The sequence below is a fragment of the Thermosphaera sp. genome (assembly GCF_059755995.1).
Window position 1 is genome coordinate 1 of record NZ_DBOUKL010000062.1, and the last position, 21131, is coordinate 21131.

Here is a 21131-nt window from a genome sequence, read left to right on the forward strand (position 1 = left end):
GATTCGCCGGCTCGCCGATTCCCCGCTTTATGCTTCAGCGTCGCCGGCTGGGCGAATTCTGGGTGAGGGTTTTAAATAACGTTGGGGAGAGATCCCCGTGGTGAAGCCTGTATGGCGAAGAAGGGTATCGTGGGCATTGAGGCCGCGATCGTTCTCATAGCGTTCGTAATAGTCGCGGCCGCACTAGCCTTCGTAGTAATAAACATGGGAATGTACACAACCCAGAAGAGCAAAGAAGTAATGCAGCAAGGATTAAACGAGGCTACAACAGCACTAGAGGTCGACGGGTCAGTACTGGGATATGGCGACAATGACGGGATAACCTTCATCTACATACCATTGAAGGTTTCACCGGGGCAGCTGGCTGTAGACTTCTCATACGATAAGATAGACATAGTCATCAACCTGCCGGGCGGAGCTTTCAGCAAGATAAACCAGGGTAATGACCCGGAGGCTCCAGCGAGCACGCCTGTTGACTTAACCAGTCTGCAGCCCTCAGCAACTACTACGCCGGTTGCAGAGATATACATTATACAGGGAGATGGTGACAACGTGCTGGAGCCGGGCGAGAAGTTCATAGTGGTCATAGGTCTCCCCGCAGGATTAGAGCTCGCGCAATACCAGAAGTTCACGGTCGAGATCAGGCCGTTGCAGGGAGCACCGCTAATAGTTGAGAGGACGGTGCCGCCGACCCTGCCTGAGACGTCAGGGTTTGTCAACCTAGGGTAACATGGTTAACCTAAAGCTTTTTTATTTTAACACGAAGTATTTTTCCCCCATCAACTCATATTTTTCTCCAACACTGCTGCCTGGGCTTGTTCACGGCCACTTTTTTCAGCACTCATCCTCGACGTAGTCTATTATTTCATGGTATGTGTTCCTGCCGCATTTGCTGCAGTAGTGGTAGAGTTGCTTGAACTCTTTTCTAAGCGGGAAGGATACCAGGAGTTTCCAGGTCTCCCCGCACTCCCTGCACTTGAGTAGCCAGCATCCCATTTGAAGCACCGTTCAATCATTTTAAAAAGCTTGCTTGTTTAAAACTGCTTCTACTCTCCTACTGCTTGTAGGAGAAGAGTGGTCTCTGGCTGAGCCTCAGGGGCATTGCCGACTCTACTTGAGGATACCCCTTGGTCTCCTCCCTCAGCAGTTTAACGAACTCCTCGAGGCTCATTGCTTTCTGGTCGTTACTCCTCCTTATCCTCACGTTTAAAGTATTGGTTTTAACCTCTCTCTCGCCTATGACAATGATGTATGGTATCCACTCTCTCCCAGCATCCCTTATCTTCTTCCCCAGCGTCTCATCCCTGTCGTCAACGTCTACTCTGAAGCCCTGGTTTTGAAGCTCCAGCCCAATTTTCAGCGCGTGCTCAACATACTCCTTGGAGACTGGTATTATCCTCGCCTGGATGGGGCTTATCCATGTTGGGATGTATGGTGTTTGACCATTCATCTCAGCTATCGCCGCGGTGTCTAGTATCATGTAGATGTATCTTTCAACCCCTCCCAGTATTGCCGTGTGGATTATCACTGGGTGGTGCTTCTCGCCTTTCTCGTCTACGTAGGTTATGTTGAATCTTTTACCGTTCCCTATGTCTATCTGGAACGTGGCTATCTCCCTCGGCCTCTTCAAGTTGTCTATTATGTGGTATTCAACGTTGAGGACCCAGTAGTATATTCCGCCCGGGATGACTGCTAGGAGGACGGGGTAGTTCTCCCTTCTCACGAACTCTAGTAGCTCCTCCCTGTGGTTTTCAAGGAAGTCTGTTGTGATGTTGTATAATGCTACGTACTTCCTCCCCAGCTTCCCAGCCTCCTCGAGGATTTTGTCCTGAACTATTCTTGAAACCCTTACAGCCTCCTCCAGGTTCTTGTTGAATATGTGTAGGTCGGGCATGTAGAATTTTCTAAGCCTGAAGCAGAGGGCTACCTCCCCTCTCTGCTCGAGCCTGTAGCTGTCGGCTACTTCGAAAGCGCCGAAGGGTAGGTGGCTGTGGCTTATAACCCAGTCCCTGAGCATTGCGAACTGCTGGTGGCATGCGGCATACCTGAGGACGAACCTGTCCTCGTCTAGCTCTACCTCGTAGAGCCTGTCCCCGAAGAGTGCTGCGTGCTCGTACACGGGCTTCTCCTTAAGGTTGAACATGTTGGTCCCCATTACCTTGAACACTGGTATTCCAAGCTCGTTTGCAACCTTCCACGAGTATCTGAACACTGACTCCATCATTACGACGCCGTGGGGGCCGTACCTCATGTGGCCGTGGTCGCTCATAGGCTCCCATTCAAACCCGAACTTGCGGCAGTAGTCGTTAACCCTGTTCTCCCCTCCCTCGAGCTCTCTTCCGAAAACCTCCTTGTCGACGAGGATTTTCAGCTCGGGATAGTTTGAGTAGTCGAAGGATGCGGGGTCGTGCAAGCTTCCATCAGGTGTCATGATGTAGAACTTTTTCTCGACAACCCTTTTCTGCACAGCCCCGGTTTTCTTAACGGTTTTAGAGAGCTCGCTCAACGGGTGGCCGAGGCACTCGATCCTGAATGACTTGTACCAGCCGAAGGGTGCTTTGTGAACAGGTATCTTGGAGGCTGCTGCAAGCTTAGCCCTGAGGTCTTCGAGCACGCTCACAGCTGCTGAAGGCGGGGCCAGGTCGCTTGAGAGATGCGCGTAGGGGTAGAGCACTATGACGGAGGGCTTCACCTGCTCTGCAACCCCGAGTATCTCATCCCTTGCTCTCTCCGCAACGCTTGAATTATCCCCGTTCTCAATGCTTGTGAACACTACCAGGGCGTTCTCAAACCTCTCCTCCCTAACCCCTTCAGGCAGGGGCTCCGGCTCCTTCACAGCCGGCTCTATAGGAGTGTACTGGAATGTTCTCGAGTGAATGAGCAGTAGTTTCAACGAGTCCACCCTTTTAAAACACTATTATTGGTGAAGGGGTTTAAAATAGCGTGAGGTTTAAACCAGCTTTTAAACCATTAATATAATTAGGTGTGGATTTTTGAGCCGTGAATCAGCAGGCAGGGGAGAGGTTAAGGTTTTATCCATAAGGGATATCCCAGGCGTTAACCCGGCGATAGCTGACAAGCTGGAGGCAGCCGGCTACTCCTCAGCGTGGACCGTGGTTGTTGCAAGGGTTGACGAGCTCGCTGAGAAAACAGGGATACCGCCCACGGTTCTCCAGAAGGTTATTGAGAACGCTAGGAGAGCTCTAGGCATTACTTTTAAAACAGCCAGGGAGGTTAAGCTTGAAAGACTCAACATTAAGAAGATCACAACGGGGAGCAAGAGCCTTGACGACCTCCTCGGCGGGGGGATTGAGACAAAGACTATAACAGAGTTCTACGGGGAGTACGGTAGCGGTAAAACCCAGATATGCCACCAGCTCAGCGTTAACGTTCAGCTACCCCCGGAGAGGGGTGGCTTAAGCGGGAAGGCAGTGTACGTTGACACCGAGGGGACTTTCAGGTGGGAGAGGATTGAGGCAATGGCGAGAGGGCTTGGCCTCGAGCCCGACCAGGTCATGGACAACATCTTCTACATGAGAGCGTACAACAGCGACCACCAGGTTTCAATAATAGACGACCTCTTCACCTTCGTCCCCAAGAACGATGTAAGGCTCGTGGTAGTTGACAGCGTTACAAGCCACTTCAGGGCAGAGTTCCCTGGAAGGGAGCACCTGGCTGAGAGGCAGCAGAAGCTTAACGCCCACCTCCACCAGCTGATGAGGCTTGCCGAAGCCTTCAACATAGCAGTGGTTGTTACAAACCAGGTCATGGCAAGGCCTGACGTCTTCTACGGGGATCCCACCACAGCTGTCGGGGGACACGTGCTCGCGCACACCCCTGGCGTGAGAATACAGCTGAGAAGGTCCAAGGGCAACAAGAGAATTGCAAGAGTAGTTGACGCACCCCACCTCCCCGAGGGCGAGGCAGTCTTCATCATAACCGAGGAGGGCATAAGGGACTCCGAAGAAGTGTAGGCGGGTAGCCAGGGCTCCTGGATAAGGGTGTGTCTTTTCACCTTGTGTGAGCATTGAAAAATGAGGAGATCTGAGAAACCGGTTTGAAAACTACTCACCTGTTATTTTCTTCTTCCGAGGTATTTGGATATTACCTCTATAAGCGGAGACAGCGATCTCGTCTGAACGTACAGTCTACCAGGCCCTGTTACTTCAACTACGAATCCTTCTCCACCAAGTATGAACGATTTCACCCCTCCAAATGCTTTAACATCCCATTTAATACCATCATCCATTGCAACGAAGTGGAAGTTGTCAACTAATACTTTCTCACCTGGTTTAAGATTGACTTCTTCGATAGCGCCATAGCTTGAAATCCAGACACCACCCTTCCCCTCTGCTTTAAGCCATACAAGCTCTCCCTCCGCTATGAGCCCGCGCAGTCCACGCCAGGCTGTGGTTAAATTGACATCTCCATGGTGGGCGATGTAGCTGGTATCTTGGATTACGAGTCCCTTATCACCCTTTAATTCAACATAGCTGATATCACCTGGCAGGGATGGTGCAAACCATGCTTCGCCCGGTTCTCTAGCATAGTATGTGTTTATAAAGAAGCTTTCACCAGCAAGAGCTGTACGTAACAGGCTCTTCACTATACCGCCGTGAGCTTTGGTTTCAACCTGAACCCCACTACTCATATACACCATGGCGCCTGGTTCAGCATATACACGTTCCCCCGGGTTTAACTTAACTTTCAGAATCGAGTATGATGGACGGTGCTCAACCCTCCACTCCATAAGTAAACCCACTTGTTTCTACATATTCGATAATACGTAAAATTATTTATCGCTACTCTAAAAGGTGCAAGCAAAATCATCCTTAGAGGACCGGAGACCGGCATTATTAAGCCGACAGCCACCCTGATACACTTATTGAAGAGTTTTCCCACCACCCCTAAATGCCATCTACTATGTGTTAACAACCTTAATATTTGAAACCGTTTAAAACGAACCTTTAGCCTCTTAAATAAGACTTGATTAAAACTTGTGGTCGTCAACAAAACTGGTGCTAAACTTTTTAATTCTATCATTTAGAAGCAAGAAGTACTTTAAACCAAACCATTTATTTAACGTATTATTTTTAACCTAGAGTCTTCAATGGGTATTGCTGGTCGGTTAACTATGAGCATTCCACTATTATTGGTTTTACCGATTATTTCAATTGTTATTTACATATTTTTTCTATGGCTTTGTAGCAATCATTACTTAGATTATCTAGAGGGAGGGCCAGGTCTTACATTAGGAGTAATTATGTATCTACTGGTTCTAGCTGTGTCATTCTCAATCATAGCACTCTTTATTTATAATGCGATATATAACTCCCTTCATGAATTATATGGCGAACTAGCTGGTACCATTACTTTCATATTGTATTTCATACCCATAGTCATGTTACTTATTAAAGAACTACCGTATCTAAAATGTAATGAAGGCTTCGATGAGAAGATAAATGATTTACAATATACAGTGTGTAAAACCTCATTCTATAACGCATGGTATAACGCATCCGAAAAACGTTTCTACATTAGTGAACTATTCTACAGAGTGCTTAGCAGGGATGAAATTTATGCTGTCATGCTGCATGAAAATGGTCATACTAGAATAAAGAAGTGGCTTAATATCAGTCGAGGTATAGTAACTATAACTTGGTACTTCGTGGCGATTACAATTGCTGTCTTTATCATGTTACTACTAAGGGGGAATGATAACATCTTAATGATTATTGGTTTGATAGGCTTTATACTACCCTTTACACCGGCTGTAACTACTGCTGCTATGGTAACCAGTTGGATTGTTGAACACGAAGCAGACCTCAACGCTCTTAAAGGAGCGGGCTATAAGGCTATTGCTTCATCGTTATTGAAACTCCACGTATACGGTTCAATTGAGGGCTACTCGCAATACGTTGAGGAAATCAGACTAAACCTCAAAGAGTTGGAGGCTCCATCGAAGATAACGCTTATTCATGTGTTGAAAACCCTATTCAAGTATAGCTGGAATGTACCACTCCACTATTTTGACTTCATTAGAAGACCACTTTACTATACTCATCCACCATTGGAGTTTAGAATTTACAAGCTGTTTAATGAATGGAAGCATGTTGAGCGTGAAAAGGGGAACGGTTCAACCCGTCCTGGCGAGGCCTTTAATGACCACGGGTGAGAAACCGTTTAACCCGTTATTGCCGACCTTGCAAACTCTGAGGCAAGTATTAACAATATGATTATTGTTAAAAGGTTAAACCTTTTCAGGAACGTTGAAGCATTCTTCGGCGTCGGATTCTTCAGCAGCTGGATTATGGAGTAGGCGAGCCCTGCTTCCGGGATCAGGATTAGCGCGAAGGTTTGCGAGAATAAGCCGTAGTATCCTGCCTCGTAGTTGAGGAATAGCACGGGGCCTAGGGTTAACCCTAGTATAGTGAATAGTGAGCCAAGCCGTGCAGCTGTTTCAGGACCGTAAGCTATTGCAACGCTTCTAACCTGCTTCACCTTATCACCCTCCATGTCCTGGATGCTTTGAACAACCTCGCGGCCAAGGTTGATGAAGAAGCTGACCCAGGTAATCTTCAAGACCACGGGGCTAACCCACCCGGTAGCTGTAAGCGACCCGTATATGAATGATGCTGAAACGCACAGCGCTACAACAATGTTGCCCAGCAACCCCGTTGCCTTAAGCCTCAGGCTGTACAGGATTGATAAGGCGTACATAGTGTTCAACATTATTAAAGACTGCACATTGGTTTGCAGGGAGATGGCGAAGCCTGCTGTGAAAAGCAGGATGCTGAAGACTGTGGCTCCTCTTCTAGAAGCCCTCCCCGAGGGCAGGGGTGCTCCAGGCCTGTTCACAACATCTATCTCGTAGTCGACAACATCGTTGAAGACGAATGATGAAGCAGTCATCAGCATCGAAGCTGCTACGGGGGCGAGCATTAAGCCTGGCTCCGGCAAGCCTCCAAGAGCTGCAACCTGCCCCATGAAAACAGCAAGCCCCATTAGCAATGGGGCTGGGGGACGGGTTAGCCTCGCATACGCGATTATTAGTTTAAACAACCCATTCATTAACGAATCCACCGCTTCACTCACACAATATTTTCTAACCAGTAAAAATTTCAACATGCTCAGTTGCTTAAAGCACAAATCTCATACAATAATGGTTCTCGAATAGGCAAGTGGAGTATTAGCGGTGAATCGCGGCGTAGAGGTGTTGTTGCATGCTGGAACTGGTTCTCCAGGACCCTGTGGGGTGGTTGGAGCAATGCTCCAGGCGCCCTAGGACTACTCGTAGATGAGAGCCCCGTGCCGTCAAGCTCGACAGCCACCTATGACTCCACAGTGGCCTAGAAACCATGGTGGGCGGGGTGGAAGTCCATGGAGGCGACACCCAGACATCCCTAGAACAATAAAGATGACCCTCTAGGGACAAACGGTTAGAAGCGTCTTTAACGTGATACCTAGTTGTCCAAGCCATTTCCTTAAGGCTTGCCTTCTCCTACTATTCAATCCTATGGTTACGGCTTAACCTGCTTGCTCAGTGCGGGGTGAGCAGGGTTAGCGGCTTATCCCCTAGTACCAGGTAGGTTGTGAAGCCTAGTAGTAGTAGGGTTAGGAATGGTATTCCATGAGCCACCCATATTTTAGCCTCAGGGCTTACCAAGCCCTTCTCCACTAGGGTTTTAAGCCTTGCCTGGTGCTCCCTGTAATCCTCTTTCTCTACATCGTAGGATAGCCTGATCTTCTGCTTAACCGCCCCGGCTTCCTCCTCGAAAACTGTTAACGGGTAGAGGAACCTTGTCTCCAAGTATTCTCTAACCGTCATGGGTTTCGCAATGATTGGGAGGAGTATTTTCTCCGTCAGGCTCAGGTTCTTCAGCATATCCCTGTGCCGTGTTAGGATGTGGAGGGCTTTCCCCGCTGAGTATATGATTATTGATGCGCATGCGTACAATATGATCAGTATTACGGGAGGGGCTATGGCAGGTGTTCCCGGTAGCCCTGTCTCGTTGAAGAGCACCGGGTATGTGAAGGTTAGGGAGAGGCCTGTGGCAACGTACACGTCGCCCAGGCCCATCAATCCTTTAAGGTAGAGGAGTGTGAAGAGGACTGGTGCTATAGTGATCGAGAGGGCTGTGTAGACAGCGGTGTAGGCTGGCGGGAGGTTTGAGATAATGATTAGTGTTGACAATGCGTAGAAGACTGCTGAGCCCGCTACGTAAGCATATACTTCCGGGTCGTTAACCTCCCTCTTCCTGTAATCCTCAATGGAGAACCTGGCTAGGAAGAGTAGCGTGAAAACTATTTTAGCGTACTCCAGGATCCAGGCCCAGTCCCAGCTGATCACCCTCAGCACCCTACTTGTTTAATGTAAGGGTAAGCTATTAAAACAAGGCAGTTAATCATTAATAAGAGCCGAGGCAGGCGGTGCTTGTTGAAGATTCTGTGGAGCCCGTGGAGGTTTGAATACGTGAGGAAGGTTTCCAGGAACCAGGAGGAGGAGTGCTTGTTCTGCAGGCTTCAAAGGATGAGCGAGGAGGAGGGGCTCGTAGTCTACAAGGGGAGGCACTCTTTCATAGCCTTGAACGCATACCCATACAACTCGGGCCACTTGATGATAGCCCCCTATGCTCACGAAGCGAGCACTGAGAAGCTCCCGGTTCACGTCCTCACCGAGGTTTTCTGCCTGATCAACCTTTCAATCCTAGCGTTGAGGAGAGCCTTCAACCCAGACGGCTTCAACATAGGGGCTAACATAGGGAGGGCAGCGGGCGCCGGGGTCCCGGGGCACGTCCACTTCCACGTCGTGCCGAGATGGGTTGGGGACACAAACTTCATGCCTATCATAGCAGACACCAAGCCAATGCCAATAAGCCTCAGGGATGCCTACAAGGTTTTGAAAGAATCCATTGAGGCGGTTTTAAAAGAGCATGGTGAATGCCCCAGTGGTGTCTAAGAAGGATTTAGTGGTTGTTGAGAAATACTTCTTCCTGGGAGCGGAGAGATACAGGGTTAGCGTCACAGGAACCAACATAGTAGTAAACGTGAGAGCAGGGAGCGAGGAGGAAGCAGTTGAGAAAGCCCTTGAAATACTCGGCAAGATAAGGCTGACAGACCAAGCCCTTGAAAAACTCCGGAAAACCAGTAAAAACCAGTAGGAAGCAATCCTTTCAAAGCAATATAAGGGAGTTAGGAAAATCCTAAACAAGATGACGACAACTTGCCCCCAAAAGACCAGAAAGGGATGAAGAAATTACCGCGGACGGATTCCAATACACATTAACCATGAGGGTCAAACCTTAAGCTAATATCCATCCAGGTTTTCTCACCCCGCAACTCTGTGGGGTAGGCGTGAGCCTGGTAGGAGGTGTTAGGCTCCGTTTTCCAGGATGTTGGGGTTCTAACACCTTCTTGTTACTTTTTATGAAAATTTAAGGCCCGGGGTGGGGGTGTTGTTTTCCTGATTTTACAAGGTTGAATTTCTAGTTCGCTAGAGTCGTCTAGGAGGAGAGTGAACTCGTTGAAAACAAAGATTAGCTTAGAGAGGCTAGTCTCTTATTTTCTCAGAGATTCTCGAGTAAACAATTCTACCATTATGATACCGGTGAAAGAAATTATTGAGCTTGCTACTACAGCGTGGAGCGGGTTTAGTAATGGCGGAATAGTGTTTAACAATGCAGTACTTAGAAACAACACTGTGTTTAGGAATGCTGTAGATGTTGCTGCTACTTCTGGTCCACGGACTTCCTTAATCATTGGGGAGGCTACAATGTGGAGTCCAACATCGATACCCATTACTATCATGGATAATAATAGTAATTGGGTGCTTCCAGCTAGGTGGGAGATATATATGAGGGTCCAGGAAACAGTTGCTAGGAGAGTTGATAGTAGTAGTGGCTTTCTCTTTTTAAGCAATTTATCGCTTATGTATCCAGTTATGGGTGAAACCAGGACGAATACTAGTGCTAATATCATTAAGTAATAGCTTGTCGTAATCCTATCTATTTTGAAACACTTGGATAGTAGTAGTTGACCCCAAGCTGATTGGAAAGACAACATTACTTCATTTGTTGCTACCGTAGTGATACTAACACCCCAGCTATGAGGGTCTCTAGCGATTTCCCCGATGTTTCTAAAACCTATTTGTGAACGCGTATTCGAGCCTTTGTCAACAGCTACTCTGAGACATACGTATACTGTAGCTATAGTTATCGCCAAGGTAATCGTGGAGAGAATTGTAATAGTGTATACTAGACCAAGGTTTTCAAGTAGTAGTCTGAGAGGGTATGTAGCGAGCATCACGCTTAGATTACCCACTACTAGTGCTAGAGCTGTGGCCAGTGCCTGCTCATCCCTCCTATAGTGTAGTGAGAGCGCTCTCTGGTATGTAGGAAGACCGATGCTGCTGAAACCCCTACTATAACCTTACTGAGTAGTAGTGTTGTAGGCGATTCAATAGTCATTAACATAGTGCCTAAAGCCATGGTTGCTAGTAGTATTGGTGTAACTCTAGTTATACCGAGAGAGTCTAGTAGAAATCCAATAATAATACTGGGGTCTTGAGTAAGCGTAGAAGTATAGCGAGGATGCTAGCGATAATAATACTTGTGGGTCAATACCGTGAGCTCCAGCTAGTTCAAAATATCTTTCTCCATAACACCAGTCATAGCTCTGTGAAAATACACTAAGCCGTAAGCAACCAGTAACACTACAGCCATCTGGCTATTGTGGTAATCGTCCATGAATTATTTAATTACATGGAATGCCCATATAAAGGCTCCCATAGCTATCACTCGCAATTGCTAATAGACGATGGAAGCCTGGTTTGGAAAACAGCTCCTGGTAAGCCGAAACCATTCGAACCCGAATTATGGTGTTGTAGAGGTTTGCAGGGGCTTGAAACCCCGCTTAGCGTGAAACCATGTTTCACTGTTCTACCCTGGTTCTTCTTTGAGAGATCACCTGATAGGGAAATCCATTATGAGACCAAACTATGTTCTCATGGGAGTCAAGGGTTAGTATTATACCGGCTATTCTACAAGTTACCGGAAACCTCGAGAAACCAAGTTAACCACGCTTCCCAGTCGGGGGCATTGAAATACTTGTTAAAATAAAAATCCATGTATACCTAAAATAGCAGTGTTCGCTACACTCTTCCCTTGACTACAAGCCCTGGTATGGATATTTTTTCCTCGAGTCTTCTCGCAAGTGTCGTCAGTATTAGCGTCATCAATACGTAGAAAACCGCTGTTACACTGTATATTTGAATATGCAGTAGTGTTTTAGCACCTATCACCTTGCTAACGTAGACTGTTTCGGGAACTGTTACGAAGTATGCTATTGAACTATACTTCAACAAGTAAATTGATTCGTTTGTTAAAGCAGGTATAACTATTCTAATACCTTGTGGAATAATTACGTTTAAAAGAGCACTCCATTTACTTAGGCCAATAGATAATGCGGCTTCCCACTGCTCTCGTGGAACAGCCCCAAACGCCATTCTGAAATACTCTGCTTGATAGGCGGCGGAGTTTAATCCTATGGCTATGATACTTGATGTAAACGCGTCGAGCTTTACACCTATTATTGGTAGAGCGTAGTATACGAGGAATAATTGAACAATCATGGGAGTGCCACGGATTAACTCGATATACGATGCAATTACTGCTCCAAGCGGCTTGGGCCCGTAAATCCTGCCCAACGACGCTGGTAACCCTAGTATTATACCGATAGTGAACCCTGTAAAGGCGATTACGAGGGTTAGTAGCATAGCATTTAGTAGATCCGAACCGTACATTGAAACTAAGTATGCTACTTCATCAATGAAGCCCATAACTACTCAAGCCTGTACAACTCTTTTATGCTGGATAGAAACCTCTTAGCCCTCTCTGTTCTCGGGTTTAGAATAACATCCTCTGGTTTCCCCTCTTCAACTATTCTCCCATCATCGATGAATACCACTCTATCAGCTGTTTTTAAAGCGAAGCCTATTTCATGTGTTACAACAATCATTGTCCTACCCTCATTAGCCAGCTTCTCCATGACCTTAAGCACCTCGCCTATAAGCTCGGGGTCTAGAGCGGATGTCGGCTCGTCGAAGAGTAGTAGCTTCGGCTCCATAGCTATGGCTCTAGCAATTGCAACTCGCTGTTGCTGTCCACCGCTGAGTTGAGCAGGATATTTACCCCAGAGTTCTTCCGTTATACCAACGGATAGAAGTGCTTCTTCAGCTATTTTCCTCGCCTTCTCTTCAGGGTACTTCTTCACTTTGGTTAACCCCAGCATAACATTTTCTATAGCTGTTAAATGTAGGAATAGATTGAAGTGCTGGAATACGAAACCTATTTTCTCCCTAACTTTTCTAACATCGATTTTACCACTAGTTATCTCCTCGTTATCAAATATTATCCTACCCCTATCTGGTTTTACGAGCAGGTTTATACATCTTAGGAGGGTGGACTTGCCCGAACCCGACGGCCCTATTACAACTACTGTTTCCCCCTCATCCACCTGGAGGTTCACGCCTTTCAAAATATGGTGTTTTCCATAATACTTGTGCAAGTCCTCGATGATTAGGATTTTCTCATCCCCCATAGCCAAGCACCCGTAGCTTTAAGTATATGTAGTTTACAACCTGGGATAGAGAGAAACATATTATGAAGTAGAGTAGTGCGACAGCTAGTAGTGGAGTGAAATACTCGAACCTTGCTTGAGCTATGTGAACTGCTTGGGTAAATGCTTCAACCACTCCTATAGCGTATGCTAGGCTGGAATCCTTTAATATGACAGTGTACTCGTTTACTAATCCAGGTAGTGATAGCCTGAGTACTTGAGGTAGAATAACCGATGTGTACGCACTCCATTTGCTTAGGCCAATAGATAATGCAGCCTCCATCTGCCTTGCTACAACAACTTGAATAGACGATCTTAGTATCTGGGATTGATAAGCACTGCTTATAAGTCCTAGTCCTATGATGGCTGAAGTTATGTTGTTTAAGCTGACACCTAATGATGGTAGACCATAGAAGATTATGAATAATAGTAGAACGGGCGGCACGCCTCTAAGTATAGTTACCAGTGAGTTTACCGCTAGGGATGCTGATCTCCCTCCAAGCACCTCTATGAACACTAAGAAGAAGCCTAGGATTAAACCAAGAAAAAAAGCTAGTGCAGACACTATTATTGAATTGCTTAATCCATATCTTACTATGATGATTAATGCCGTCGCTAATTCCTCGAAAAGAGGCATGCACTTATCCCATATACTTCGAGATTATTTCATACCACTGCGGACTGTTAAGTATCTCGCTTAGAGCTTCATTGATAGCATTGAGTAATTCCGTGTTTCCTTTTCTAACTGCGAAACCGTATTTCTCCCCGGTTTCTATTACAGCGGTTATTTCAACATTATACATTTCTCCCAGTGTTTTCCCAACTGGTTCATCAACTATTACTGCATCTATCCTACCGTTCAAGAGATCCTGGGTTGCGAGAATATAGCTAGTATAACTCTTCACTACAATGTTTGCACTGGTATTACTTATGTACTCGGTCACTATGATTTCAGCGGTTGTACCGGTTTGAACGCCAACGGTTTTCCCGTTAAGATCCCCTAATCCTCCTGGTTTAAACTGACTGTCTTTAACAACCAGTATTGCTTGATTAGCTTCCCAGTAAGGTATGGAGAAATCCACTACTTTGGAGCGTTCCTCAGTAATTGTCATTCCAGATGCTATTACGTCTATTTGACCAGCTTGGAGGGCCGGGATTAACCCGTCGAAGTCGATTGATACTATTTCAACCTCGTAACCTATTTTCTGAGCAACTAATTTAATCAGATCTATATCTATTCCCACTATTTCGTTTGTCGTCTCATTTATGTACTCGAAAGGCGGGAAATCTGGACTAGTGCCAACTCTTAAAACCTTTTTAACGCTTGGCGGTGTGTAGAGGTAGTAAATTCCTATGGCTAGAATTATAATTACCACTATAATTGGAATAACAAACTTTATTTTCAACAGATACACCAGTATGATATTAAATCCTGGTAACTTAAAAAGTTTTAATAGTCAAAACCTTTCGCGATAAGCTTGATATTACTAATCATTGTTTTCCACGGGAGTTAAAACCTTGTCTATTGGAGATATGGTAGAAAAAGACATGAGACACTGTAGAATATAAGAAAGCATTCCGGGTTGCCAGGGTTTTCCCAAATATAAAAATGAACGCTAGAGGCCTGTTTCAATAATTCTAATAATAGGTTTCATCTTCACATTGATGGGCAGGAACGAAGGTTATATGTTAATCGGGAACGGTCTTGCTCCTTTCCTTTATAAGTAATTGATTATTGCCACGTGTTGAAAAACAAAACCTTCCCCTTAATTCCTCAACCAATCATATTTTTCAAGGATTTTTCCAACTGAAAGGGGAACGTTTTCCCAGGAGGTATTATGTTTTCTTCCTCTTTTTCTTATCGTTTTCAAGCTGTGAAGTGTCGACCTCGAGGAAGCTGTCTCTAGGTTGCTGAACTACTTGAGGAGGAAAGGGTATAAGCTAAGGGTTGAACATCCGAGCAGAGATAAATATGATGTAAACCACATAGTTGTGAGCGCTGATCCCGCGAAGATCTACTTTAACACGGAGTTCGATGCACCGATAACTACGAGCATAACGGGCGGGAGGCTGAGGCCAGATTTCAGATTTGAAGTAAGATCGAACCATCGTTGTATAGTTTTAGACGCTAAGTATAAAAGACAAATCGATACAGGCGATCACGAGAGGCTTCTAGCATACGTGTTAGAATACGCTGAACCCGTAAACGGAGAGCTTTACGGTGCCTTCGTAACGCTAGAGGATACTGAAGTGAAGAAAACCCACGCTAGTAGAGATATAGGAGGTGTCAGAGTAAGCATACATGTCCATTTACTAGATCCACGGCAAAACGAGAAAGAAATCAATAATACGATTGAAAAAATACTGGAGAAAATCATTTAAGACCTCTCTAGTATTACGCTATTTTTCAAATAATCGCAAACAAAGTCTTCCCTGCTCAAGTCTTCCTATAAGAAGGTTCTCGACATGGTTTCAGGGCGGGGCGAACCCTTAGGTAACCATCGTTGATATTACTTACCTAGTTTTTACTCGAGTTTTGTTCTTACTTCTATGGTTTTGCTCTCCTTTAAGTGTTCTAATAGTTTATTCCATTTATGGTTCTCCCAGCAATTATTGAACGCTGCATGTAGTACTGCTATATACGCCTTTGGCATTTTTAGCGACCTAGTATAGAAGACTATCTTCCCTATTTTTCTCTCCCGTGCTTGTTGCAGTAGCTTATTCACAAGGTCTTCAACGTGTTTATTACTCTCGTCTCTGGGCAACTCCTTTCCATCCACTATAACACGTACTCCAAGTAAATACCCCTTTCTATCGCAACTTTTCAGGGTTACATCATAGCTTTCAACTTCTTCATCGGGAAAGAGAAATCCGTATTTGGCTGATAGAATAGCCCAGTTTAAACCCCTACTCCTACAATACTCAATAAGCTTAGTGATCCTACCTGTTCTATCTATGTAAAGTTTATCGGGAGGATGACGTCCAGGATTCTTCTCCCTGCTACAGTAGGTTACATAAAGTACTGTGCCACTACTACCAGTATTCAAAATACATCTTCCCTAATTAGAAATACGTACACTCTAAATAATAAATCTTTTGACAAGCAGGAACTCGAAAAATCTTAGACCTTGCTTTAGAGCTGAGACAAGACATTAGAGACTGGCTCCGCAAATGGCTCCAGGCGAGTTCATGAGGTAGAATCTAAAATATCGGCTTAAAGGCTAACGAACCCCTTGTTCTTTTTCACAAATCTTTAGAATTATACTGCCTTTCAAAGAACTTTTCAAACAGGGTCTTCCCTACCCAGTTCCTCTAGGGAAGGGGGCCCTTGGCATGGTGTTAGGGTAAGGTGACCCTTGGGGGTGGAAGGGGGTTTTCCCCTGTCCATCGTGGTTTAGCCAGGTTCCATTGTTAAATCCGCTGGAGGATTGCGGATCTTAGAAGATCCATAAACAAGGGTTTCACGCCAGGGTATACCCCTCCCACCCCCGGTGAGTTGAGTGATCAATAGGGCTGTGCTCGCGAGGGATGGTCTCTAAGGATTATTAGCTTCTCCCTCATAATATATAAAATGTGTAGGTGTCCTTGTTTTGAAGGAGATAGGGGTTGTAGCGTCTAATTCTAGGTCCTGCGATGCTCCAATACTCGTCTATAAGGCAGCGGAGAACGATGTGAGGGAGGAGGCTCTCGTAGTCGTGGAGGATGCTAAGTTTAAGACAAGGTATCTCGGGGTTCTCAGATGGGTTACCAAGTACGATCCCCTGTTGAGCACGGGTCAGAGGTCGGCGGTTGTAGAGAAGCCTGAGATAGCTGAAGGGGGTGTGGAAATACCTTATGAAACCTCATCCGTAAGGATCATAGGGGTGATTAGTAATGGCAGGCTGGAGCCGGCGGCAACACCCCCGACGCCCAGGTCGAAGGTCTATCTTGTCGAGTCCTCACATGATTTAAGCCTAGACATGGGTAGCGGGCTGGTGGTGGGGGCTCACAAGTACAGCAACGTGGAGCTTCCGTTGAGGATTGATGCGCTCAAGTACCATGTAGCCGTGGTGGGAACCACTGGAACGGGCAAGTCAAGGCTGGTTAAAGCACTCCTCGACGAGGTTTTAGCCAAAACGGATTACAACATAGTGATATTCGACCACACAGGCACGGATTACACGCCGTACTGGCCTGAGAAAACGGTCAAGGCTGACCAGATAGTGCTGGATCTGGACACTATCACAGAAGGGTTGGAGTCGGCTGTGGGCGTTGCAGACGACTTGATAAGCGCGTATATGCCGGTAGCGCTGGTGGAGTACGCGGTCTGCGAGGCAGGTTTCAACGAGCTCTGCAACAAGCTTAAAAACCGCGCCCCCGACCCAAGGGTTCTCTCCAGCATAACTAGGGAGAGCTTGGAGGAGATGTTCCTGACCATTTCGCGTAAGGGAGCCTGGGATACTGAGAAGCTGGCTAACACGGTGAGCCACGTCGCGTCCAGCTTATCCGCTAAATCCGGCACTCCGCAGAAGCTAGCCCTCTACTTAACACTTTTCGCCCAGCACTATGTTAGAAGGCTTAACGAGATGCGGTACAAGGTTGACGAGCTTGTTAAAAAGGTTCGCGAGGAAAAAATGCTCGTGGTCGATCTCAGCACGATTGATACTGAGGCTAGAAGAGTTATTGTTAAAAGATTTCTCGAGAGGTTCTGGGAGATTATTACGGAGGATTCGAAGCCTGTGAACACTCTAATAGTGATTGATGAAGCCCACAACTACGCATGCTACCAGGCCTGCACTCCCTCGAACCGCGTGATTGAGAAGACGCTGCGCGAGGGTAGGAAGTGGGGTCTGGGAGTGGTGCTGGTCAGTCAGAGAGTCCTAGACTTCTCCCCGGATGTCAGGAACAATGTGAACACCGTGTTCTTCAGCAAGCTTCAAACACCATACGACTTCGAACAGTTGAAGAATTTCGTGGATCTCGCAGGGGTTAGGTCTGAAACCCTGTCAATGCTGGAGACCAGGGAGTTCTTCTTCGCCGGTCTCGGAAACCCGTTGAAATACCCCATGCTGATTAAGGTGAGAGAGGTTGGGAGAGCCCCTGGAGTGGCCACTGGTTGAAGAGGAGGTTGCTGGCGTAGCACCCGAGTTGGTTGAGGAAGCCCTGGGAGGGATCGCGAAAAAGCTGGCCGGGGAGGTTGGGAAGGTTAGGGCGTTAATAGCTGAGATTAGGAGGAGCATGGAGTTTAAAAAGGGTTGTTCAGGTTCGGCACAGCGGCCCCTGTGGAAGACCTCTGTTACGTTGCAGTGGACTCAAGCTTCACCAACCCGGCAGTAGAGCTTGTCGGCGGCTACCTTGGAGTGGTGAAAGTTGTTGTAGTCCACTACGGCTCCAGGTGTGGTGGTGGAAGCGTTGAAGCCAAGGCTTACCCAGGGTTATGGTTTAACGCTGACTTAACCAGTAGCGTGGCCAGGTACTACGAGAAGCGTACTGGTGTGGAGCTATTGGAGAGGAAGAAGCACGGAAAGGCGGACTTCGACGTGCTCCTGCTGGATGGCGACCTCATCCCTCGATCCCTTTCATCCCGAGGCTCCGTCGGTGAACTGCACCAGAAGATCGCGGATTATACGAGCAAGATAATAGAGCTCGCCGACTCCACGGACACGGCTGTAGTAGGCGTTTTAAAAAGGAGCTATTCAAGGGATCTGGTCAGCATAATGGGCTTCAGCGATCTAAGGCTCAGCGATAAGGCAGTTATGAGCTTGATCCTGAAGCCCTCTGAGTACGTGGTTGCCGGCTCCCATCCTGAGATCTACGGAGAGTTGAAGAAGCTTAGAGGCAAGCCAGGGGTTCCAGGGGATTGGTTGGAGGCTAGGCTTAGATGGTATGAATTCATAGTGAGGAACATGCCGAGGGGCTTCACGGTTAAGCTAGCCTACTACAGGGCCCCTGCTACAATATACCCGGTGGCAACCAAGATCGAGTTCGTGGCCAGCGGCTCCCTGGGTGAGGATGAGCTTGTCTCGAGCCTAATGCAAGTTAGCGGTGAGACAGGAATACCTGTGCCAGTAGACTACGCGGACAGCCTCTCAGCAATTACAAAAGAACTCAAGCAGACAGTATACCAGAAACTCCTCGCCGAACTATCCAAGACCGCAGGGGTTGAGGCCAGGGACGCCGTACTCCTCCTCTCGCTTACAAACCCGGAGAAGCTGAGAAGCATACTTAGCTAGAGAATCGGTTTTTGAACCCGTTGAAGAATTCCACCAGTGTAAAAGTTTCTGAAGGCCTGGCTGGGTGCCCTGCCATCCCTTGTTTTAAGGCACCCTGTGTTCACACGGCGATCACGGTTATCGTTATGCCTTGAAGCATTTGCCCCGCCCCGTTTAAAACCACTTCGGACGTCTTCTCCCCTCCTTGTCATCGGGGCAGGTACCGGGCGGTAGCATCAGCTTTATACTGGCCAGCCGGTATTTCCCATCCCTCAAGTCGGTGATTCTTGGTAGTATGAAGGCTAGCTCGTCCCATTTACCCTTATGGGTGCACTCCGTCTTAGGCGGCTCCACAGGCATCTTAGCCCTGGAAACCTCGGCAAGGGCTTCCCCGAGGTTGCTGAAGACAAGGGGTTCCACAATTCCATGCCTGATTCTAGCCTTAACTTTTACAACCCGGTCGCGGCCCACGAGCTCAACAGACGGCTCCGGATCCCCTGGGATGAAGACTACTTCATCGAGTCTGGACGTGCTTACTTCAACGGGTTCTTCAAGCACCACTTCTACCTCGTAAGCCAAGCCTCTAAGCCCGCTTTTCAAGTATTCCAGGACAACCATGCCCCCGGTGCTCTGCAGTGCAACACCTTCTCCGGAGAGCTTCAGTGTTGCAACATACATGGTCCAGTCCACGCCGGAGTCGTTGGCCAGCTCCCATATAATGGGTTTGTCTAGGACAAAGTAGCGTAGCCTCCCAATCTCATCCCTGAACGCGAATGCTAGGGTTCTCACCCTGTCCAGTACCGTCCCTCTCAGGGGATGCATGGCCAGGGTTTCCAAGCGGGTTTTCCCGGGGCTCGCGAGGGGCTTGCTCAGGAGGACTTCCACGATAGGCCACATATTGCTGAAGACACGTTTGTAGTCAGCCAGGTCCACGCCTACACTGTGAAGCCTTGACAGCACAGTGCTCAGTATGCACGCCTCCATCTCCCAGGCCGTGGGCTTATCCATGGACTCTGGCACATGAACGGTGAGGGTTAGGTGAGGTGCGGTGTGGTGGAAGTGGCGTATTAGGAGATACCACAGGGTCTTCTCCACCGGGGCTATGAACTCATGCTTACCCATCTCCTCCAGGAGCCGGTCCACATAAATGATCATCTTCCGGGCTTCGGGCTCGTAGTTGCCGCAGATCTCTCTGCACGGGCTTCCGAGAGGCCACGACCCGCCTTCCCCAACCATTCCTGCCTAGAACTTCCAACTTAACTGTGAACTTCAGCACATCGCTGGATGTGTTTCTGAACCTTGTCAGCGACTGTATATCCCCGAGAATGAGCCCGAGCTCATTAGCTAGCTTGGACTCGATGGGTTTAAACAATGCTTCGAGAATGATGTGCTTGTTAATCGAAGAATCTTCCATGGTTCAACCCTCCCTTCTTAACAGCATAGAATCACGTGGACGTTGAGCGGCAGCTTTCAACATTCCTCTATATAATATATTTGTAATAGCCGATAATAAAAGATACCATTCCCTTAATCTTCTTCCCACAGTCTCCGCGATCGGATGGCTCGCCCGTAGGAAGTTCTTGTTTTACGGACTCTCCATCAATAAGTCTAGCACTTTAAACATTAAAGTCGATACTAGAAGTATTGATAAAAGAATGAAGGATTCTAAAAGCACATCGTTTTTGAAAAAGTTTTAAGCAGTGTCTTCTCTGCTCAAACCGTCCGGGGGATGGGGGATCCTTGGAATGTGGGGCATAACCCTATGCTATTGTTGATTAACCAGGTCTTGCTGTTAAGCTCGCTGAAGATTAGGGAACCAAAAGAATCTTAGAATGAGCATAATCAAGGAGTTCACACCACGACACATCCCTTTCACTTCCGGGCTCAATGCTTATAGCATGATTCAAAAGCTGGGTGGTGGGGTGAGTCTTGATTTATCGATGTACTTATGGTTCACTGAATTCTAATCATAGCATGCTACGCAGTCTGGATTATGAGAGGGTGGCGGTAGCATCTTTCTTGGAAGCTGGCAACAACTTCGAGCTCGCCAAAGCCGTTGCGAAGGCTTCTTTCGAGGCTAAGCCGAACACCGCCTTCACAACAGTAATAGGCCCGTTAATAAAGGTCCCAGCGATGATAAGCCTTGCAAACGTGGCGCTTACGGCGAGAAAGATTTTTCCAAGTAACACCAGTCCCCATAACCATCAAGCTGAAAGAACACGGTGGGCCCGGCTCGTTTAATGGGTGGTGTTGTATTTGGAGAAATGGTTTTTCGCTACTGGAGCGCCCATTTACATTGTTTCCTAGTGTTAATATCCCTGTTCA

Annotated in this window: 24 protein-coding genes; 11 read left to right on the plus strand and 13 right to left on the minus strand. The window is 47.2% G+C overall.

Annotated elements, in window-relative coordinates:
* Positions 1–111: 111 nt before the first annotated feature.
* Positions 112–729, plus strand: coding sequence for a flagellin (locus tag AC3OH0_RS06095; protein ID WP_498345134.1), 618 nt, complete (start codon positions 112–114; stop codon positions 727–729).
* 105 nt (positions 730–834) lie between these two features.
* On the opposite strand, the gene AC3OH0_RS06100 is transcribed toward AC3OH0_RS06095, so the two are convergent.
* Positions 835–996 carry a hypothetical protein gene (locus tag AC3OH0_RS06100; protein ID WP_193436440.1) on the minus strand — a complete coding sequence of 54 codons (162 nt, stop codon included), beginning with the start codon at positions 994–996 and terminating at the stop codon, positions 835–837.
* 58 nt (positions 997–1054) lie between these two features.
* The gene (locus AC3OH0_RS06105) at positions 1055–2893 is read right to left on the minus strand and encodes a threonine--tRNA ligase (protein ID WP_498345135.1); all 1839 of its coding nucleotides are present in this window, start codon (positions 2891–2893) and stop codon (positions 1055–1057) included.
* Positions 2894–2993: 100 nt separating this feature from the next.
* Between AC3OH0_RS06105 and radA the strand changes: the two genes are divergently transcribed.
* The gene (gene radA / locus AC3OH0_RS06110; protein WP_193436442.1) at positions 2994–3974 is read left to right on the plus strand and encodes a DNA repair and recombination protein RadA; all 981 of its coding nucleotides are present in this window, start codon (positions 2994–2996) and stop codon (positions 3972–3974) included.
* A 101-nt stretch (positions 3975–4075) separates the two neighbouring features.
* Here radA and AC3OH0_RS06115 read toward each other — a convergent pair whose 3' ends face one another.
* Positions 4076–4750: a TIGR00266 family protein gene (locus tag AC3OH0_RS06115; protein ID WP_498345136.1), complete on the minus strand. Its 675-nt coding sequence runs from the start codon at positions 4748–4750 to the stop codon at positions 4076–4078.
* A gap of 651 nt (positions 4751–5401) precedes the next feature.
* On the opposite strand from AC3OH0_RS06115, the gene AC3OH0_RS06120 reads away from it, so the two are divergent.
* Positions 5402–6175 (plus strand): M48 family metallopeptidase, encoded by a 774-nt coding sequence (locus tag AC3OH0_RS06120; RefSeq protein WP_498345157.1) that lies wholly within the window; start codon positions 5402–5404, stop codon positions 6173–6175.
* Between the two features lie 8 nt (positions 6176–6183).
* Here the strand turns inward: AC3OH0_RS06120 and AC3OH0_RS06125 are convergent, their stop codons facing one another.
* Positions 6184–7071, minus strand: coding sequence for a geranylgeranylglycerol-phosphate geranylgeranyltransferase (locus AC3OH0_RS06125; protein ID WP_498345137.1), 888 nt, complete (start codon positions 7069–7071; stop codon positions 6184–6186).
* Positions 7072–7134: 63 nt separating this feature from the next.
* Between AC3OH0_RS06125 and AC3OH0_RS06130 the strand changes: the two genes are divergently transcribed.
* Positions 7135–7353, plus strand: a complete 219-nt coding sequence (locus AC3OH0_RS06130) for a hypothetical protein (protein ID WP_498345138.1) — start codon at positions 7135–7137, stop codon at positions 7351–7353.
* Positions 7354–7540: 187 nt separating this feature from the next.
* Here AC3OH0_RS06130 and AC3OH0_RS06135 read toward each other — a convergent pair whose 3' ends face one another.
* Positions 7541–8350, minus strand: a complete 810-nt coding sequence (locus tag AC3OH0_RS06135; RefSeq protein ID WP_498345139.1) for an A24 family peptidase C-terminal domain-containing protein — start codon at positions 8348–8350, stop codon at positions 7541–7543.
* An 87-nt stretch (positions 8351–8437) separates the two neighbouring features.
* On the opposite strand from AC3OH0_RS06135, the gene AC3OH0_RS06140 reads away from it, so the two are divergent.
* Together AC3OH0_RS06140 and AC3OH0_RS06145 are read left to right on the plus strand one after the other, a co-directional pair.
* Positions 8438–8959: an HIT family protein gene (locus AC3OH0_RS06140; RefSeq protein WP_193436448.1), complete on the plus strand. Its 522-nt coding sequence runs from the start codon at positions 8438–8440 to the stop codon at positions 8957–8959.
* Positions 8949–9161 carry a hypothetical protein gene (locus tag AC3OH0_RS06145; RefSeq protein ID WP_498345140.1) on the plus strand — a complete coding sequence of 71 codons (213 nt, stop codon included), beginning with the start codon at positions 8949–8951 and terminating at the stop codon, positions 9159–9161. The genes AC3OH0_RS06140 and AC3OH0_RS06145 overlap by 11 nt, the downstream gene beginning before the upstream one ends.
* Positions 9162–9558: 397 nt before the next feature.
* Here AC3OH0_RS06145 and AC3OH0_RS06150 read toward each other — a convergent pair whose 3' ends face one another.
* The 5 genes from AC3OH0_RS06150 to AC3OH0_RS06170 all read right to left on the minus strand — a co-directional run bounded on the left by AC3OH0_RS06150 (position 9559) and on the right by AC3OH0_RS06170 (position 14021).
* The gene (locus AC3OH0_RS06150; RefSeq protein ID WP_498345158.1) at positions 9559–10404 is read right to left on the minus strand and encodes an MFS transporter; all 846 of its coding nucleotides are present in this window, start codon (positions 10402–10404) and stop codon (positions 9559–9561) included.
* Positions 10405–11149: 745 nt separating this feature from the next.
* On the minus strand, positions 11150–11836 hold the full coding sequence (locus AC3OH0_RS06155) for an amino acid ABC transporter permease (RefSeq protein ID WP_498345141.1): 687 nt from the start codon (positions 11834–11836) through the stop codon (positions 11150–11152).
* A gap of 2 nt (positions 11837–11838) precedes the next feature.
* Complete coding sequence (locus AC3OH0_RS06160) at positions 11839–12582, minus strand: amino acid ABC transporter ATP-binding protein (protein WP_498345159.1); 744 nt, start codon at positions 12580–12582, stop codon at positions 11839–11841.
* Between the two features lie 4 nt (positions 12583–12586).
* Positions 12587–13252 carry an amino acid ABC transporter permease gene (locus AC3OH0_RS06165; RefSeq protein ID WP_498345142.1) on the minus strand — a complete coding sequence of 222 codons (666 nt, stop codon included), beginning with the start codon at positions 13250–13252 and terminating at the stop codon, positions 12587–12589.
* Between the two features lie 4 nt (positions 13253–13256).
* A complete protein-coding gene (locus AC3OH0_RS06170) occupies positions 13257–14021 on the minus strand; it encodes a basic amino acid ABC transporter substrate-binding protein (RefSeq protein WP_498345143.1) in 765 nt (254 codons plus the stop codon).
* Between the two features lie 502 nt (positions 14022–14523).
* Here AC3OH0_RS06170 and AC3OH0_RS06175 point away from each other — a divergent pair.
* Entirely contained in the window at positions 14524–14997 is a 474-nt protein-coding gene (locus tag AC3OH0_RS06175) for a hypothetical protein (protein ID WP_498345144.1), read from the plus strand.
* Positions 14998–15140: 143 nt separating this feature from the next.
* Here AC3OH0_RS06175 and AC3OH0_RS06180 read toward each other — a convergent pair whose 3' ends face one another.
* Complete coding sequence (locus AC3OH0_RS06180; RefSeq protein WP_498345145.1) at positions 15141–15662, minus strand: DUF6884 domain-containing protein; 522 nt, start codon at positions 15660–15662, stop codon at positions 15141–15143.
* A 543-nt stretch (positions 15663–16205) separates the two neighbouring features.
* Between AC3OH0_RS06180 and AC3OH0_RS06185 the strand changes: the two genes are divergently transcribed.
* The 3 genes from AC3OH0_RS06185 to AC3OH0_RS06195 are packed head-to-tail and all read left to right on the plus strand — an operon-like array spanning position 16206 to position 18827.
* A complete protein-coding gene (locus AC3OH0_RS06185) occupies positions 16206–17714 on the plus strand; it encodes an ATP-binding protein (protein ID WP_498345146.1) in 1509 nt (502 codons plus the stop codon).
* Positions 17683–17931 carry a hypothetical protein gene (locus tag AC3OH0_RS06190; RefSeq protein WP_498345147.1) on the plus strand — a complete coding sequence of 83 codons (249 nt, stop codon included), beginning with the start codon at positions 17683–17685 and terminating at the stop codon, positions 17929–17931. Before AC3OH0_RS06185 ends, AC3OH0_RS06190 begins: the two co-directional genes overlap by 32 nt.
* Complete coding sequence (locus tag AC3OH0_RS06195) at positions 17877–18827, plus strand: DNA double-strand break repair nuclease NurA (protein ID WP_498345148.1); 951 nt, start codon at positions 17877–17879, stop codon at positions 18825–18827. Before AC3OH0_RS06190 ends, AC3OH0_RS06195 begins: the two co-directional genes overlap by 55 nt.
* Positions 18828–18980: 153 nt before the next feature.
* Here the strand turns inward: AC3OH0_RS06195 and AC3OH0_RS06200 are convergent, their stop codons facing one another.
* Both AC3OH0_RS06200 and AC3OH0_RS06205 read right to left on the minus strand, forming a co-directional pair.
* The gene (locus AC3OH0_RS06200; RefSeq protein ID WP_498345149.1) at positions 18981–19928 is read right to left on the minus strand and encodes a hypothetical protein; all 948 of its coding nucleotides are present in this window, start codon (positions 19926–19928) and stop codon (positions 18981–18983) included.
* On the minus strand, positions 19921–20220 hold the full coding sequence (locus AC3OH0_RS06205) for a hypothetical protein (protein ID WP_498345150.1): 300 nt from the start codon (positions 20218–20220) through the stop codon (positions 19921–19923). The genes AC3OH0_RS06200 and AC3OH0_RS06205 overlap by 8 nt, the downstream gene beginning before the upstream one ends.
* A gap of 515 nt (positions 20221–20735) precedes the next feature.
* On the opposite strand from AC3OH0_RS06205, the gene AC3OH0_RS06210 reads away from it, so the two are divergent.
* On the plus strand, positions 20736–21047 hold the full coding sequence (locus AC3OH0_RS06210; protein ID WP_498345151.1) for a hypothetical protein: 312 nt from the start codon (positions 20736–20738) through the stop codon (positions 21045–21047).
* Positions 21048–21131 lie beyond the last annotated feature (84 nt).

Excerpts from the sequence above, each read along its gene's own strand:
- AC3OH0_RS06095 (WP_498345134.1), top strand. The coding sequence starts at position 112 with ATGGCGAAGAAGGGTATCGTGGGCATTGAGGCCGCGATCGTTCTCATA.
- AC3OH0_RS06100 (WP_193436440.1), bottom strand. The coding sequence starts at position 996 with ATGGGATGCTGGCTACTCAAGTGCAGGGAGTGCGGGGAGACCTGGAAA.
- AC3OH0_RS06115 (WP_498345136.1), bottom strand. The coding sequence starts at position 4,750 with ATGGAGTGGAGGGTTGAGCACCGTCCATCATACTCGATTCTGAAAGTT.
- AC3OH0_RS06120 (WP_498345157.1), top strand. The coding sequence starts at position 5,402 with ATGTTACTTATTAAAGAACTACCGTATCTAAAATGTAATGAAGGCTTC.
- AC3OH0_RS06125 (WP_498345137.1), bottom strand. The coding sequence starts at position 7,071 with ATGAATGGGTTGTTTAAACTAATAATCGCGTATGCGAGGCTAACCCGT.
- AC3OH0_RS06155 (WP_498345141.1), bottom strand. The coding sequence starts at position 11,836 with ATGGGCTTCATTGATGAAGTAGCATACTTAGTTTCAATGTACGGTTCG.
- AC3OH0_RS06165 (WP_498345142.1), bottom strand. The coding sequence starts at position 13,252 with ATGCCTCTTTTCGAGGAATTAGCGACGGCATTAATCATCATAGTAAGA.
- AC3OH0_RS06200 (WP_498345149.1), bottom strand. The coding sequence starts at position 19,928 with ATGGGTAAGCATGAGTTCATAGCCCCGGTGGAGAAGACCCTGTGGTAT.
- AC3OH0_RS06205 (WP_498345150.1), bottom strand. The coding sequence starts at position 20,220 with ATGGAAGATTCTTCGATTAACAAGCACATCATTCTCGAAGCATTGTTT.